Consider the following 16,156-nt stretch of genomic DNA (forward strand, 5'->3'; position numbering starts at 1 on the left):
CCCGCACCGGCAACAACAGCCAGCAGTTTAAAAGTTTTTGGTGAAGCTTTTTTCAAAAAGCTTCGACGCTCTCCGCATTTTCGAAAAAGGCGGAACCCAAAAACTTCTCTCTGTAGTTTTTACCGCAACGGAAAACCGAGTTTATGCAGCACCGTGCGCATGACGTGACGGCCGCTCAGGCCCTTGAAGCTGTCCACACGACTGGCCACCGTTTCCGACCAGGCGCGCGACGACAGGCCCTGTTCCTTCTGGTAGTCGTCCGCCACCCGGTCATAGGCCGCGATGCCTTCAGCCTCGGTCTCCGTGCTGTAGCGCTCGCGGTGCAGAACCACGTCCTGCCCCAGACGTGGTTTGTGGCCGTTCTGGGCTGCGGGATCGGGCTGACCCACACAGAGCCCCACCACCGCCACCGAACGCGGCGGCAGGGACAGGAGGCGTGCCACCTCTTCGGGATGGTTGCGCAGGCCGCCGATATAGACCGTGCCCAGCCCGAGGGACTCGAAGGCCGTGACGGCGTTCTGGGCCGCAATGCCGGTATCGAGCGTCGCCATGAGGAAGATTTCCTCATAGTCGAGCGCCTCGTGCCCCGTCCCTGCCCGATTGGCGATCCGCTCCAGCCGGGACAGATCCACGATCCATGCGAGGAACAGCGGCGCGACTTCGATATGCTTCTGGCCGCCGCACAGTTCGGCAAGTCTGGCCCGCGTCTCCGGGGTCTCGACAGCCACGACGGACCAGACCTGAAGATTGCTGGAGGTCGCAGCCGAGGACGCCGCCGCAATTCCGGCCTCCAGCGTGCCTTCGGGCAAGGCGTCAGGCAGATAGGCCCGGACCGAATGATGCGACAGCAGCAGGTCGAGCACCGCATTATCCGGCAGGGTTTCCGGCGCCGGCCTGCGGTACCGTGTCTGCCACAGTGCGGAAATCCTTTCGGAAGAGGTGCCCGACATATCGTGTTCCCTTATTCGTCGCCTTACTCGTCGTACGTCATCAGAGCGTTCAGCGGAACGTCCAGTTTGTCACGGCCCTTCAGATCCGCAAGCTCGATCAGCACGGACGCACCTACGACCTCGGCGCCCACCTTGCGCAGAAGATCAACGGACGCTGCCAGCGTGCCACCCGTCGCCAGAAGATCGTCCAGCACCACGACGCGCTGGCCCGGCTTGATGGCGTCTGCCTGGATGTGCAGCTCGTCCTCGCCATATTCGAGGCCGTATTTCAGGGAAATGGTCTTGCCCGGCAGCTTGCCGGGCTTGCGCAGCATCGTGAAGCCACAGCCCAGACGCAGGGCCAGCGGAGCCGCCGTGAGAAAGCCGCGACTCTCGATTCCGGCCAGCATGTCCGGCTGCCACGCGGCGATCGCACGGGCCAGACGTGCGGTGGCGACCTGCCAGGCGTCGGGCGAGCGGATCAGCGTCGAGATGTCATAGAACAGGATGCCCGGCTTCGGAAAATCCGGAATTTCGCGGATGTAACTCTTGAGATCGAGCGGCTGGGGATCCTGGAACGACATGGTGGCACGGCTTTCATCTGGTCATGGCAAACAGCGCGGCATGTAGGGGAGTCTCCCCCCTAACTCAAGTCCTGGGCTCAAGTCCGGATCGCGCCTGTCGCCTGTTCGATGGCCGCGAGGAGCCCGGCCCTGCGGAACGGTTTGGGCAGCACGGCCATGCCGTGCGGGGCCGTGTCGCGGTCTTCATAATCGCCGGACATGAGCACGACGGCCATCTGCGGGCGACGCTCCCGCAGCAGATGCGCGATTTCCAGTCCGTTTCTGGCGCCGGGCAGGTTGAGGTCCGTCACCAGAAGATCGGGCGCCCCGTCCCCTTCCAGAGCCGCCAGACCGTCCAGAACATGCCGGACCGTCCAGCCTTCCCGCTGGAGAACCGTCTCAACCACCAGCGCGATGGCGGCGTCATCTTCGACAAGCAGAGCTTTCATGACGGATGTTTCCTCAGGAATGGCGCGGAGGTTCCGCAATGACCGGCAGGCGGGGCCGCAGCAGGGCAAATCCCATGGCGGCAACGAAGGCAAACGTCATGAAGATCGCCATCGGAACGGCCGTCCCGGACGGCATCAGCCCGAACAGTGCGCTCGCCACGGCGCCGAAAAGATACTGCATCGTGCCCGCCAGCGCCGAGGCCGAACCGGCACGGTCGGACTGCTCGGACAGCGCGCCGACCATGGCGTTCGGCCCGATGACGCCCGTGGGCGCCATGGTGATGACGAGGGCCACGATGAGCGGCCACAGGAACATCGCCTTGATATGCCCCTGCGGGTCGAGATCATAGTTCGACACCAGCGCCAGCAGAAGCAGAACCGCACACCCGGCCAGACTGACCCCCAGCGCGGAAAACAGCATCCGGCCCGTACTGACGCGCCCCACGAGCTGCCCGTTGATGGCGGACGCCCCGATCATGCAGATCGCGAACAGCCCGAACAGCATGCCGTAATGGAACGGCGACATTCCGAACACGTCCTCGAACAGCATGGGCGCCGCCGTGAGGTAGGTAAAGGTCACGAATCCCAGAAAACTCCAGACCAGACCATTCGTGATGAAGCTGCGGGTCCGAAGGATATAGGTGTAGCGTTCGATGATGGAAATCGGGCGCAGATCCCGGCGGTCCTGCGGGTCCAGTGTTTCGGGAAAGACCGTCATCAGCAGGAGGGTGCAGAGCCCGCCATAGACGGCCGTGGCCCAGAAAATCATGCGCCAGTCCACGAATTTCAGCGCAAAACCGCCCAGCATGGGGGCAAGGATCGGCACGGTGCCCTGAATGACGATCAGGCGTGACATCATTTTCGACGATTCATCGCCCTCCGTCAGATCCCGGATGCAGGCATTGGGCACCACGAGGCCGGCTGAGGCCATGATGGCGGAAAAGACACGGCACAGGCACAGGAACGTCATGCTGGGCGCCATCGCACAGCCGATTTCGCCGAGCGTATAACCCAGCATGCCGATCAGGAGCGGCCAGCGCCGTCCGAAGCGGTCCGAGATCGGGCCGATGCTGATCTGCCCGATGGCCAGCCCGATTACCCAGGCCGCCATGGTCGCGCTCCCCGAACCTGCCGCGGTATGGAGCTGGCGCTCCATCTCAGGCAGGGCCGGGAGATAGACATCCGTCGAGACGGGCCCGACCGCCGTAAAGATTCCCAGCAGAACCGGCAGCCATGCGGGCAGAGGATCGCCCCGTCTGAATGTCATGTCCTGATCTGTCATGCGCGTCTGCCTGCTGTGTTCAGAGTACGGAGTAAAAAGTGTCTGTCGGGTGCCTGGTGTTAGGGGGACGTTTTCAGGAGGTCTCGGTCCGCCCATGCTGGCGCAGCAGAACAGCGCCCAGCACACCCGACACGACGAACAGGATTCCCGCAAGCCCCAACTGGAGGACATGTCCGATCCGCGTTCCGGACCCGACCAGAACGAAGATCAGCGTCTGTGGCAGACCGCCCAGAAAGGTCGCGACCGAGAACGGCAGAAGAGGCAGTTCAAACAGTCCCGCGGCCGTTGAAACCAGCAGGGCGGACCCCACCGGCATCAGTCGCAGCGTCAGGACCGCCCGGAAAGGCTTTGCATGGAGTGTGCGCGCCAGAGCGGCATAATCTGCCTGAAGCCTGTCATGCAGCTGTGCCCGGAAGGCCGCGGGAGCCAGCAGCCTCGCCCAGCCATATGCCAGAACGGCCCCTAGCATATAGGCAAGCGAACACAGGACAAGTCCGCCCCACAATCCAAAGGCCAGCCCCGCCGCCACGCACAGAGCCTGACGGGGCAGACCGCATGCGCTGTAGGGGACGGCCAGCAGCAGGAACCAGAACGGCGCGCCTGGCGTCTCATGCCAGTGCGGGGCGTTTTCAAGCAGATGATGGATGAATGGCAACCGCTGGAGGGCGGCCACCAGCACCAGCATCGCACCGATCGTCAATGCGGCGCGCCACGGCACGATCTGCCGCAGCGTGCGACGCAGATCCGGGTCAGGGGGAAGAGAGATCGGACTACCCATCCCTGCCCGATACCAGCCACTGCCCCCCGCGGCTATGGGTCGGACCGTAAACACGCGTTCATGCTCGCCTTTCCGCTCCCGGAAACCTGTCTGAAGAAAAATCATCAGGCTCAATTTTCATCTTGAAGATATATCTTAAGATATTATATCGTTCGATATATCGAATAGGAGAACATCATGTTCAGACGTAAAGCAGATCTTTTCAGCATGGACCGTCATGGCCGCAATCATCGCAAAAGCTTCTTCGGCAGGAGCCGCCCCGTCGCGGAAGGCGATGATCGGGAAAACGGGCGCAATGGTGAAAGCCGGAATGAAAACCGGGGCGAACGACGCGGTGAAAGACGGGACGGTCGACACCGGGGCATGGAAGGCGGCTTCGGACCGCGGCATGGCGGCCGTGGGGGGGGCCGTGGGGATGGCATGGGCGGCGGACGCTTTGGCGGGCGCTTCGGCAGGGGCTTTGGTGGCGACATGGGAGGCGAAGGTTTCTCGCGCGGTCGCAAGCTGACCGCCGACGAGCTTCAGCTCGTCATTCTGGCCCTGCTCGCGGAAGCGCCTGCCCATGGCTACGAACTGATCCGGCGCCTCGAAGAGCGTTCGGGCGGCTTCTACAAACCCAGCCCCGGTGTGATCTACCCGTCCCTGACCTATCTTGAGGAAGCCGGTCTTGCCGCCGTGGTACAGGAGGGCAACCGCAAGCTCTACAGCCTGACGGACGACGGGCGTGCCCATCTCGAGGCCCACAGCGAGGAAGCAGCCCGCATCCTCGATATCCTGAGTCGAATCGGTGCCCGCATGGCAGATGTCCGGGAAGCTTTTACCGGCATCAACGACCTCGACCCTTCCCTGGGACAGGAGTTTCATGACGCGCGCTTTGCGCTGAAGGTCGCCCTGAAATCCCGGCGGGGCGCCGATGCGGACGAACTGCGGCGCATCGTGGCGATCCTGCGCCGGGCCGCAGCGGAGATCGCCGCACCGCCTTCAGCCGAACAGGACCGGGACTAAAAGCGGAACCGAGGACGGGGCCCCTCCCGTCAGCCGCCGCAATGCCGTAAGGGATGGTCCATGATCGTTCAGGACCATCCCCATTTCTGCAACATGCCCGAGGACATGCGGTATTACCGTCCCGAACATTTCGAGGAAGGCTTCATCGAGAAGTCGATGGTCTTCCTGCTCCCCGAGCGGCTGAGAAAGTTCCGGCGCAACCTGTGGCATGTGCGGCGCAACCCCGGCGATGATGCGGTCTACATGCCGCTGTTCCGGGTAACGTGCCTCCTGCCGTCCGAACCCGCTCCTGCCGGACTTCAGGGGCCGTTCGACGTCTACCCCTTCTACAGCCGCACCACGAAAACCCGCAGCCGTGAACTGGATTACTATGTCCTGCTCATCTTCCGCGACCGCATGTCCTGGATGCGTTGCAAGGCGCTTCTGGAAAAATCCTAGGATCTTCAGGGATTTTTGAATCCGGAGTCGGAACTCACGATCTGGTGACTGATTTCTGGCCTGATTTTTTTCTGCAACGAAGTGAGAGATAAAACATTTTTATCAGGACATCGGGGCTCTATCCCAATTTTACTTACGCACGATCTGTCGTTAGAGTTAAGAAGATTGATTTTCATCTAAGGCGCAGTAGGCGATTGCGGACATATTGCAGAAGGGATCAGATATCAAGATGTCCGTAAGACTTTTTCAAAACCGTTGGCTGGAACTTATGACGTTCATGCCGATGAAGATATTCCTACCGTTCTGGACCTTTATATTAACGCTGGTTATTTACAATACTTTGCCTATGCCTGCTGGAAAATTTCTGGAAATGGTTTTTCTGGGTTTTCTGGTCTGGAGCATTATAGAATATCTGGGACATCGCTTTCTTTTCCATCTGGACCTGAAGTCTGCTTTTGGACAGCATCTGATTTTTGTCATCCATGGCAATCATCACGACCTGCCATCAGATCCCCTGCGTAACATGCTGCCCCTGAACGTGACGGTTCCAATTGCGGCAGTTCTGTGGTTTGGAGCCGTTTCGCTGTTTCATCAGAATGGAAAGGCGATCTTTCTGGGATTTCTGCTGGGTTATGTCGGTTATGACTTCATCCACTATGCCTGCCACCAGTTTCCTATGAAAAAATGGCCGTTTTTCCGCCTTCTGCACCGGCACCACATGCTGCACCACTATGCGAACCCGGATCGTAATTTCGCAGTAACAGCCATTTTCTGGGACCGCATCTGTGGCACCAAAAGTGAAAAACGCCGCCAATCCAAATGATACGGATCTGCTTTGATACCCGCAGTACGGGACGTTCAGGCGGAACGGGCGTAGCAACCTATGCCCGGATGCTGGAAAAAGCCTGTGAAACTGAAGGGCTTGGACATTCACGGCTTCTGGACATGCTGCAGAACAGTCCGGACTTCAACCCCCATTCTTTTCCGCGTCAGATACGGCGCTTCCTCCGAGCTGGTTCCTCAGAGCGAACTGTTCAAATGGACGGAATGAACTATCAGGTTCATGATCTCTATCGTACCGCCACTGTACGAAGCAGAACCTGGCATAAAATGACGTATCTGGAGAGTCAGCCCCCTCCGTCTCTCATGCACTGGACCTATCCACTTCCGTTAATGTGGAAAAACACCAAGAATATTGTCACCATCCACGACATCATTCCCATTCTTCACCCTGAATACGGCAGTTTTTCCAAAACGGAAATGAATCGTCTTCTCCTTCAGTGCTGTGAACAGGCAGATGGCATCGTAACCGTATCCAAAGCCGTCCAGACAGATCTGGTCTCTGAATTAGGCATTGCAGAAGACAAGATCACTCTTCTACCTCAAGCGGTCAGCTTCTCGGACGAAGAACTTCAGGAAGCCAATGATACCCCCTCTCCGTGCCCAAGTAACGGTTTCTTATATTTTGGCTCCATCGAGAAACGCAAAAACATTGGGCGAATCATTACTGCTCATGGGCTATCCAGAACCAGTCGTCCTTTAACGCTTATTGGTAATCAAGGCTTCGGGGCTAAGGCTGAACTCGCGGCTCTTCACACTCACCCGAGACCTGACCTGGTCCATCTGATCCCATGGTGCTCCCGAAGCGCCCTTATCAGAGCGATTCAGGAAGCCCGTGCAGTTGTTTACCCCTCCCTCGCAGAAGGTTTCGGGTTGCCGATTATCGAGGCCATGATGCTGGGCACCCCGGTCATCACCAGCGTCGGACATGCCACAGAAGAAATTGCCCAACAGGCCGCGCTTCTGGTCTCTCCCGTGGATGTGAAGGAAATCAGTGAAGCCATACACACAATTGGCACAAATAACCTTCTGTACCAGTCTTTAGTTCAGGCTGGGCTTTTGCGGGCTGAGGCTTTCCAATTTCCATCTTATGCTCGGAAAATCGGAAATTTTTACAGAGGTTTTATAAAGAATTGAATTTCTACTGTGAAAATTTTCTGAGAACGCTTCCATACAGAAAGATTTTTCCAGCAAAAAGCCCCCTCTCAAGCCTATGCCCCCGGACATCCGTTATGTCGAAACCGCGGGCATTGCACGAGCCATCATGAGGATCGGGCTGCCAATATCGTCTATGATATGCGTCGCGTCCTCTTCCTGAAGAGGATGAACGTCGCCGCGTAGCAATCCAGAGACAAGACCTTCCGCTCCGCGACGGGCGCAGCGCGAAAATCAGGCAGAAACGTCTTCAATGCACAACCTTTCGGTCCCCCATCTATAAAAAATCATGCATACTTTTAAGAGTGCAGAATATACTGTCATCCCACCCAAATGGTTTCCAAGACTGAATACGGTCGATTTGATCGCGCCTACGCTGACTATCAGTCGTATAGTCCATGATGGCTTCTATCCAGGCGGGACCATCCAAAGGATCCAGATAATCTGCGATGCCTGCTCCCACCTCCCTCAGCACGGGGATGTCGGAGCACAATACCGGCACACCAAAGGAAAAAGCTTCGGCAAGCGGTAATCCGAATCCTTCAGAAAACGTGGGGAATAGCAAAGCCCGACAGTTTTTCAGAAGATGGATGACGTCCTGATCCGGAAGTTCATTATACTCCAGAACATGTTCTTTCAGAGCGGGACACCGGTCCAAAAGATCAACGATATTTTCGTTTTCCCACCCTCGCTTGCCAATGATAACCAGAACTGGCGCCCTATCACCCATCTGTTCCGCCAGACGGCGCCAGATCTGCAACAGGAGCAGGTGATTTTTCCGGGGTTCGATCGTACTCAGACAGACAAAATAGGGACGTGAAGGACATGCCAGTGTCGGCGGTAGCAGGTCCTCTTCTCTTTTTACATTAACACCCAGAGGAACCAGACCGACGGGAAGCTGGCGGGAATGTTTTTCCATGTAAGGCATGAAGGCATCACGCACGGCCTGTGATGGAAAAATGATGCCAGCCGCATAATCGAGAATTGTCTGTACCCTGACGGCGTGCCTCGCCGGCTCACCAGGGCGCGCATATTCAGGATATTCCAAAGGAATAAGATCATGCAGAATAGGCACAAATTTCGCGCCTGTACGCTTGAGAATGCTTCCGATCACCCTTGGGCGGGTTAAATGATGATGGGATACCAAGATGTGAACCATGCGAGGTTTTTTCGGAAGAGAAGAATAAAGGATTTTTCTCCTGATCTTTCTCTTCAAGCGTACTGCCGTTGTGGAGGCGGTAGATGATCCCCATTTTTCAGCCAGGGCCTCGATCATTTCCTCCGCCAACGGCGTTGGAATACCGCCCGCAATTCCTATCGGATGCATGGCACAGAAATAACTCTGTTCCCGTTTGTGAGTCAGAAGATACTGGGCATAAGACAGTTCAACCCGGTCTATCCCAGTAGGAACAGCATACTCCGCACGCGCCAGCAGGCGGGAAATATCCAGAAGATACGAAACCGCTGTCACGTCAGTTCAAAAGCCTTCCACAATATCCGCCAGCCTGGCTGACAGAGACAGGATAGGGCGCCTCATGCAATCCCATGCGGCTACGTCCGGCCCATTGGTTCTACAGGCTTCACGAAATTTGATGGGACAGTGTCTCTGAAGACGGCTGATCACTCCATTAACGAGCGTTTCCAACCCTTCTTCAGAAAAGAAGCCCCCCGGAACCAGACAATATTCTATCAACACACGCCGAAAAGCCATGAATATCTCAGGATCGGGACCTTTGGGGGACTTCCAGAACTTATCCAGACCATCCTGATGAGTAATTCCTGGAATATTATAAACCGCCTGTCCAAGCGTAATCACTGGAATATTTTCGGCAACCGCTAAAGTTCCTGTGGTACTGTTGATAGTGACCACTCCCCTGGCAGCTTTTACCATCACCGCAATATCACCACGCTCGATATAACCCACCCGTTGGATAACACCATATTTTCTGGCGATCCGACCGACGATACGGCGCCAGTCATAAATACCGTTATCCAGCGGATGCTCCTTGATGATCAGGCGCATGTCCAGGGGAGCAGATGCCGCAAAGGAAGCGATAACCTGTTCGATCGCATCCTCAATGCCACTAAAGCCGGAATGGAGACGCACCTGCGCATCCGCATTCAACTGCAGTGGAAACAGCATATAAGGCGCCTTGCTTGCCGACAGTCGGCGAAGCACCTCTTCACTGCGCTGGATTGCAGCCTTACGGTCAGAAAGCCTTCTGAGCCAACCCATCCCCTCGGTCAGCGGATGCCAGGGGCGATGATTGGTCCAGTGAGGATAATGCCATCGGGACAGAATATCCGCAGTGTTATAAGCAATGCCTTCCATGGCCCGTCGGCGAAACGAAGATGGCACCGGATAGTGGGGCTCAGGCTCTGGAAGATGTGCGGCTTCCTTCAGGTAATATTCCGGATCCTGTGGCAGTTTGGAATGGCCGTTAACGCCCCCCAGTTCCAGAGTTACCCAGTCCGGCCGCAGATAACCTTCTTCAAATACATGAACGGGCACATGCAGTTCGCGGCACAGTTCGAGTGCCGCGGCATGATGGGGGCGGCAGTCACCAAAAAGAAGGACATCCGTAATCCCGTTGCGGGCAATAAAATCCCGCAGATAAGCCGGCCATTCTTCCAGGGAGTGGCAGTAATCCGTAGCGTTCGGCAATCTCCAGAACAGCCGGTCGCCGCCATTGAAATGGATTTTGTGAACGCCGTAGCCTTCCTTCAGAAGTCCCCTGCCTACCCTTTCAAAGAAAGGGCCCATCAAACCCTGAAGCAACAGAAAACGTCGTGTTTCCAGTTTGGGTTCCGGAGTGGCATCCATCGAAATATTTGAATCTAAAGTCATTTACTCTTTCTTGCAGACGAGGACACCAGATGGGCCACATGCTTGTACAGTCTTCCCTGCACCCTTCTAAGTCGAGTTACAAGACCGGGTTTCCACAACTCCGGCTGTGAAAGACGCTCGATCAGAATCTCAGGTCCACATGGCAAAAGCGTGACCGGGTCAAGGTAGCACGGATATAATATCAACGTAGCTGCCACGAGGTCTTCGAGCGAAAGCTGGCGCCCACGTCTGGCAATGGGGGGAGCCATGTCCTCTGTCAGCCCCCATCCCGCATAGAAAGGCTGTCCGTAGGTCACAACGGACCGCTTCCTCAGCAGAGCTTCAAAACCCGCAAGCGACGTCATGGTGTGTACCTCGTCCACACAGGCGATCAGGGCCGTCATGGAACCACCGCGCTGTATTTCGTCCGCATAGAGAAGCACAACGTCGTCAGGCACATGGCCTTTGCGATGACCCGCATCCACGTCCGGATGAGGACGAAAAATAATATACGCCCCGGGATTACGCTGCCGCACGACTTTCAGAAGGGAAAGATTGTCCGCAATTTCCGAACAGCCCAGCCGGATCGAAAGGTCATCCCCCACCTGCCCGGGAACAAGAAGTATTCTCTTTCCTGCCGGGATATCCCGATAAAATCCGGTGGGGGGCGATGCACCGTATTTCGAGATGTTCCGCTCGACCAGTACCTTCATCAGGGCTGCCGCGCGGACACGCAGGGCCTCCGTGAACTCTGTGCTGCTCAAAAGGCATTCGAGATCGCTGCGACATGAGGGATCAAAATAGATCCCCCGCTGATCCAGAACAATGGAAGAGGGCGGAAGCAGATCACTGCCCAGGCCGATGGAGCGAAGGAAACCGTCTTCCACTCTGGCGACAGGAATATTTGCCGCAGCGGAAAGCCTGAACAGCCCCCGAGGCACGCGACTGACCCAGACAGCGATGCCCCTGCCCCGGCTTTCTGCGGACCGCACCGCCGCAAAACTCCGGGAGCGGAAAACAACCGGGACGCCAGATCCCTCGAAAAACTGCCTGATCCGACGGCGCTTCCACCAGGCCATTCCCACGCAGACACCGAGGTTACGCTTCTGCAGCCACGCTCTTTTGACGTCAGAGACAATCTCCACCATCGCTGCAAAATCAACCCGCCGCCCCGTGAACGGACTGCTCCATTCGACCCCCTCCGTCAGCCAGCCCATCGCCTGGCCTGTAGAGAAGCTTTCGAACGTGTCGTGCGGGTTCAGGAGCTTTACAGGCCGACCATATACCGCCCCCAGCAGCGTCAGATCGTCTGGCTTACTCCCCCAGACCGCTGTACAGCGTTGCAAAAGCGCATGGGGTTCGGAAGGCTGAAAAAAAACCACATTTTCATGCCTGAATGTTCGCGGAAATGCTGGCAAACCTTCACCCGCCGGCATAGTAACACAGATGGTCTGTCCTGAATGTTGCGTCAGAATGGTCTGAATGATTTTCCGCGTCTGCTCCCAGTCACCACCGCCCGAAACAAGATGATCGAAGTGTCCTTTTTCAGAACGGGCCGGCAACCAGAAAGCGCCACCCAGCCTTTCTGCCCGCAACCTCTGGAGAAGGATGGCTTCAGTCGTTGTTTTTCCAGAAAACGAGCGCCAGTCCCGGATCGGACGCCCAGATACCGGAACATCCAATGTCAAGGGCGGGGGAATTCTCAGAAAGGTCATTAAAAAGCGGCCGACTTCCAAAGATCAGGGCAAGGAATGATAGAGAAACCATTCAATAATATATCTTCAAAAAAAGAAAAATCCTCAATCCGCCTTGTGGAACAAGGATTGTCATCACTAAGATGACCGCATCCCAATTTTGTCACCCTAAATGAAAAAAATAATACGTGTCAGAATATTTCATCATAATAATAAGTTTGTTTTTATTTAATTCAATTATTGATACTGTTAATTCACGGATATTTTTGAATTTTCCACAGTCATTCCCAAGAAATATTATCATATTTTCCGAATTCGGATTTTTTCTTTTCTTGACGGGCAGCCCTTGGCTTGCCTTCACGATCACCACTTTGCTCACATCCCTTCTCACCATGGCATCCACTTTGAAATACCAGGTTCTGGGAGAACCCCTGATTTTCAGCGACCTCGCTGTCGCAGCGTCCTTTCTGCGTTATCCACGCTTTTATATGGATGCCGTCCCTAAATTTCTTAGAATAATTATAATATCTGCACTAATTTTCGTGCCTGTAATTGTATATTTTGTAATAAAATCTGATTTCCCGCCCCACTCTCGCTGGGTCGGGATAGCCATAATGACTGTATCTGGTTCGATATTAGCCTTTTTATGGAAGAAAAGTTGGTCCGCAACATTCATGACTCACCCGGATCTTTTTTCTGATGTCAGAAATTACGGACTGATCGCGACACTTTTCTTTTACTTCCTGCGCTGGCGCCGTGAAGCCGCCCCCGCTCCTCTCGAAAACTCTTCTTTCAGTGTCACGCCGGATATAGAACTGCTCATTATTATCCAGTGTGAGTCTTTTGCCGATCCGGTTTCCCTCAGTCCTCAACACCCCCTTCCCCCGTTACCTACCCTCACCCGTCTTCAGGAGGAGGGCGGAAATACAAGAAGTGGACAACTCGACGTCAGCGGATTTGGCGCTTACACAATGCGCACAGAATATGCCGTGCTCTTCGGACAGGATGAGAAAAGTCTTGGGTTCAGATATTTTGACCCGTTCCTGACAGCCCATCGCAACATGTCTTATGCATTACCCAATCGCCTCTCTTCTTTTTTCGAAGAAAGAATTTTCTTACATCCTCACGATCTACGTTTTTATAACAGAACCCAGCTCATGCCCCAGATGGGATTTACGAAACTCATTTCTACGGAAGCATTTTCTGAAGACGATCTTTGCGGATCTTACGTGGGAGATCTCGTGCTCGGAAAGAAAATCAGTGAAATTATTGAAAAATCATCTCAAAAAACCCAGATGATCTATGCCGTGACAATGGAAAACCATGGTCCCTGGAAGCAGGTCGATGGAATCGAGTATAAAGATCCACTCGAGATCTACGATTTCCACCTCCGAAACAGCGATCTTCTACTTGATATGCTTGATCAGAAGCTTTCAGGATTGGGGAAGAAAGCCGTACTGGCATTTTTCGGCGATCATCGCCCCTCCATCCCAGGCTACAATTCACCAGGGCACAGTAAATCCACGCCATTCGTTATAAAAACATATCATTCGCCGGCCGACTTTGATTTCCCACAGGGCGCGCACCTCACTCCAGCAGAGTTTTCCGAAAAAATAATCCGCTCTCTTGGAAAATCATTCAGACCTTCCTGAAGGAAGACCCCGTATGGATCGTGAGTTGTCTTTCATGACTCCATGAGCTGATCTTTATTTCAGATAGAGACAGAACGAAGTCTGATAAACACAGGACAGCGATGCGGTTCCGACCATCGGGACCTTCAGGATGTGCTGGAGAACAGCTGCCCCCGGACACATATCCGGTTCCGCAAGGTGGGAAAAAACCCCTTCAGATCAACCCTTTCGTCCGGATCAAGGCGAAGGCGGCCAGCGAAACCATGCATTTCAGTTCGCCGTCTCGGATCAGGGCTTCGAACGCCTCCAGCGTCATGTCGTGACAGGTGATGTCCTCTTCCGTCGCCTCCAGCGCCGTCTCACCGCGTGTAAGATTGCGCGCCAGGAAGACATGTCCTTTCTGGTTCGAATATCCAGCGCCCTGATACATCGTGCCGACATGGGTCATCTCACCGGCGCGCAGCCCGGTTTCCTCCCGCAATTCACCCAGCGCAAGCTCGACCGGATCGACGTTCTCTTTCGTCTCCCACATACCCATCGGAAGCTCCCACAGCCGCTCGCCCACCGGATAGCGGAACTGCTGGATCAGCGTGACCTTACCGTCGGCATGCAGCGGCAGGATCACGACGAACTCGCTCCGCTCGACAATACCATAAAGCCCCTGCTTTCCGTTGGGATGGACGATGATGTCCTCGCGCAGGGCAGTCCAGGGATTGCTATAGGCCAGTCGGGTCGAAATCGTCTGGAAACCGGCGTCCCTGCGGGCGTCTTCAAGGGTCGTGTCGGAGCTCATGGACGGATCCTGATCTTGTTTCGTTCTTCCGAATCGGCGAAACTCGCATCATGGAGCAACGCCGGATCGTGCATATCGACATGGACGCATTTTACGCGTCTGTCGAACAGCGAGACGACCCTTCCCTGCGCGGCCGACCGCTCGCAGTCGGGCGGGGCGAAGCACGGGGCGTTGTGGCCGCCGCAAGCTATGAGGCCCGACGCTTCGGGGTCCGCTCGGCCATGCCGTCGGTCACCGCAAAGCGTCTGTGTCCGGAGCTTGTGTTCGTGCCGGCGCGCTTTGACGTCTATCGCAGCATCTCGGCCCAGATCCACGACATCTTCTCGCGCTATACGCCCCTGATCCAGCCTCTGTCGCTGGACGAAGCCTATCTGGACCTGACGGACCATCTGGGTGCCTATGGCTCCGCCACGCTGGTCGCGGACCGCATCCGCGCGGATATCCACGCCGAGACAGGACTGACCGCCTCGGCCGGTGTGTCCTACAACCGGTTTCTGGCCAAACTGGCCTCGGATTACCGCAAGCCAGACGGGCTGTTCGTCATCACGCCTGCAATGGGTCCGGATTTCGTGTCCAGTCTGCCCGTCGATGCGTTTCACGGTATCGGGCCAGCCACGGCGCGGAAAATGCGTGCTCTCGGCATTGAGACGGGAGCCAATCTGCGGGAGCGGGACATCGAGACGCTGACCCGGCATTTCGGCAAGGCGGCGACATTCTATTACGGTATTTCGCGCGGGATCGATCACCGGCCTGTCGTCGTGAACCGGGAGCGCAAATCGCTCGGGACCGAGCAGACCTATCTTCGGGACCTGACATCCGAAGCCGACGCGCATCAGGCACTGACACAGATCGCGGCCAAGCTGTGGGGGAGCGCCCAGCGCCGCCAGCTTCAGGCACGGACGGTGACCCTGAAGGTCAAATACGCCGATTTCCGCCAGATCACCCGTGCCCGCACCCTCTCCGCGCCTGTTCCCTCCGAAGAGATCCTGCTGGAAACGGGCCAAAACCTTATGGCACCGCTGTTTCCGTTCGTGCCGGGCGTGCGGCTGCTGGGGCTGACACTGTCGGGCTTTCATGCGGCGGAGAGCGCGCCCCGCGACCAGATGGAACTGCTTTTCTAAGGACACCCGGCGCTGGCCGGACAGAATTGCATTCTTTCCAGCGTCTGATGCGTTGGGGATCAGCCTGTTCTGAACGGGCCCTTTTCCACCGCATGGACCAACACATGCCCCGCACCACACTCCCGGCTACCATCCTGCTGACCCCGCTCCTGATGATGGGAGGCTGTACCTCCAGGGCTGCTCTGTCACCAGATTTAGAGAATGCCCTTGCCCGCAACCAGCACGGACACCCCTTCTCCACGGCCCGCAATTCGGTGGCGTTTCTGGGGGAGCCTGACCTGTCCTCGGCCACCCCGGCCAATCTGGTGGGGACGCTGCATTACTGCCGGCAGAGCAGCATACTGACGGGAAGCGACACTGTGGCCGCCGTCCTGGTTCGAAACGACAGGGCCTATGTCACTGGGAAACAGGGCATTCTTCAGGCTCTCAGCCTGAGGACAGGACAACGCGAGCAGTATGCCCTGCCATCCATGCCCACGCCGCTGCGCCAGATCGTCTGCACGTCCGTCGCGTCCCGTCTGCGTCAGCCCGCTTAGCCTCTGATTCCGGACGATTTCACTCGTTATTGTGAAGTCCGGAAAGACACGCCCCCGTGACGACCTCCCTCATCTGGCCTATGCCAGAGAGGATCTTTGTTACAGCCGAACCTCA

At 56.3% G+C, this 16,156-nt stretch carries 17 protein-coding genes; 8 read left to right on the forward strand and 9 right to left on the reverse strand.

Going from position 1 to position 16,156, the window contains the following annotated elements; genetic code table 11:
* Positions 1-119 precede the first annotated feature (119 nt).
* The 5 genes from GFJ39_RS02625 to GFJ39_RS02645 all read right to left on the reverse strand — a co-directional run bounded on the left by GFJ39_RS02625 (position 120) and on the right by GFJ39_RS02645 (position 4,106).
* A complete protein-coding gene (locus GFJ39_RS02625; protein ID WP_153429534.1) occupies positions 120-950 on the reverse strand; it encodes an NADPH-dependent oxidoreductase in 831 nt (276 codons plus the stop codon).
* A gap of 23 nt (positions 951-973) precedes the next feature.
* Positions 974-1,513, reverse strand: coding sequence for an adenine phosphoribosyltransferase (locus tag GFJ39_RS02630; protein WP_062031179.1), 540 nt, complete (start codon positions 1,511-1,513; stop codon positions 974-976).
* 77 nt (positions 1,514-1,590) lie between these two features.
* Complete coding sequence (locus GFJ39_RS02635; protein WP_153429535.1) at positions 1,591-1,941, reverse strand: response regulator; 351 nt, start codon at positions 1,939-1,941, stop codon at positions 1,591-1,593.
* A gap of 13 nt (positions 1,942-1,954) precedes the next feature.
* On the reverse strand, positions 1,955-3,223 hold the full coding sequence (locus GFJ39_RS02640; protein WP_153429537.1) for a multidrug effflux MFS transporter: 1,269 nt from the start codon (positions 3,221-3,223) through the stop codon (positions 1,955-1,957).
* 73 nt (positions 3,224-3,296) lie between these two features.
* Complete coding sequence (locus GFJ39_RS02645; RefSeq protein ID WP_228391751.1) at positions 3,297-4,106, reverse strand: TVP38/TMEM64 family protein; 810 nt, start codon at positions 4,104-4,106, stop codon at positions 3,297-3,299.
* Between the two features lie 72 nt (positions 4,107-4,178).
* Here GFJ39_RS02645 and GFJ39_RS02650 point away from each other — a divergent pair, with 72 nt between their 5' ends.
* The 4 genes from GFJ39_RS02650 to GFJ39_RS02665 all read left to right on the forward strand — a co-directional run bounded on the left by GFJ39_RS02650 (position 4,179) and on the right by GFJ39_RS02665 (position 7,421).
* Positions 4,179-5,006 carry a PadR family transcriptional regulator gene (locus tag GFJ39_RS02650; protein ID WP_228391752.1) on the forward strand — a complete coding sequence of 276 codons (828 nt, stop codon included), beginning with the start codon at positions 4,179-4,181 and terminating at the stop codon, positions 5,004-5,006.
* Positions 5,007-5,066: 60 nt separating this feature from the next.
* Positions 5,067-5,444 (forward strand): hypothetical protein, encoded by a 378-nt coding sequence (locus GFJ39_RS02655; protein WP_153429539.1) that lies wholly within the window; start codon positions 5,067-5,069, stop codon positions 5,442-5,444.
* Positions 5,445-5,673: 229 nt separating this feature from the next.
* A complete protein-coding gene (locus GFJ39_RS02660) occupies positions 5,674-6,267 on the forward strand; it encodes a sterol desaturase family protein (protein ID WP_153429541.1) in 594 nt (197 codons plus the stop codon).
* 68 nt (positions 6,268-6,335) lie between these two features.
* Positions 6,336-7,421: a glycosyltransferase family 4 protein gene (locus GFJ39_RS02665; protein ID WP_194285264.1), complete on the forward strand. Its 1,086-nt coding sequence runs from the start codon at positions 6,336-6,338 to the stop codon at positions 7,419-7,421.
* A gap of 295 nt (positions 7,422-7,716) precedes the next feature.
* Here the strand turns inward: GFJ39_RS02665 and GFJ39_RS02670 are convergent, their stop codons facing one another.
* From GFJ39_RS02670 to GFJ39_RS02680, 3 genes are read right to left on the reverse strand one after another with little or no spacing between them, the layout of a single operon-like run.
* Complete coding sequence (locus tag GFJ39_RS02670; protein ID WP_325062799.1) at positions 7,717-8,910, reverse strand: glycosyltransferase family 4 protein; 1,194 nt, start codon at positions 8,908-8,910, stop codon at positions 7,717-7,719.
* Between the two features lie 6 nt (positions 8,911-8,916).
* A complete protein-coding gene (locus GFJ39_RS02675) occupies positions 8,917-10,287 on the reverse strand; it encodes a capsule biosynthesis protein (protein ID WP_228391753.1) in 1,371 nt (456 codons plus the stop codon).
* On the reverse strand, positions 10,284-11,612 hold the full coding sequence (locus tag GFJ39_RS02680) for a capsular polysaccharide export protein, LipB/KpsS family (protein ID WP_194285265.1): 1,329 nt from the start codon (positions 11,610-11,612) through the stop codon (positions 10,284-10,286). The genes GFJ39_RS02675 and GFJ39_RS02680 overlap by 4 nt, the downstream gene beginning before the upstream one ends.
* Positions 11,613-11,874: 262 nt before the next feature.
* On the opposite strand from GFJ39_RS02680, the gene GFJ39_RS14015 reads away from it, so the two are divergent.
* Positions 11,875-12,021, forward strand: a complete 147-nt coding sequence (locus GFJ39_RS14015; protein WP_194285266.1) for a hypothetical protein — start codon at positions 11,875-11,877, stop codon at positions 12,019-12,021.
* Between the two features lie 127 nt (positions 12,022-12,148).
* Complete coding sequence (locus tag GFJ39_RS02685; protein ID WP_153429547.1) at positions 12,149-13,612, forward strand: LTA synthase family protein; 1,464 nt, start codon at positions 12,149-12,151, stop codon at positions 13,610-13,612.
* A gap of 193 nt (positions 13,613-13,805) precedes the next feature.
* Here the strand turns inward: GFJ39_RS02685 and GFJ39_RS02690 are convergent, their stop codons facing one another.
* A complete protein-coding gene (locus tag GFJ39_RS02690) occupies positions 13,806-14,384 on the reverse strand; it encodes an NUDIX domain-containing protein (RefSeq protein ID WP_153429548.1) in 579 nt (192 codons plus the stop codon).
* Between the two features lie 50 nt (positions 14,385-14,434).
* Between GFJ39_RS02690 and dinB the strand changes: the two genes are divergently transcribed.
* Both dinB and GFJ39_RS02700 read left to right on the forward strand, forming a co-directional pair.
* Complete coding sequence (gene dinB / locus GFJ39_RS02695; RefSeq protein WP_153429550.1) at positions 14,435-15,505, forward strand: DNA polymerase IV; 1,071 nt, start codon at positions 14,435-14,437, stop codon at positions 15,503-15,505.
* Positions 15,506-15,609: 104 nt separating this feature from the next.
* Entirely contained in the window at positions 15,610-16,041 is a 432-nt protein-coding gene (locus tag GFJ39_RS02700; RefSeq protein ID WP_153429552.1) for a hypothetical protein, read from the forward strand.
* Positions 16,042-16,156 lie beyond the last annotated feature (115 nt).

The organism is Gluconobacter aidae (assembly GCF_009547075.1).
Lineage (GTDB): Bacteria > Pseudomonadota > Alphaproteobacteria > Acetobacterales > Acetobacteraceae > Gluconobacter > Gluconobacter aidae.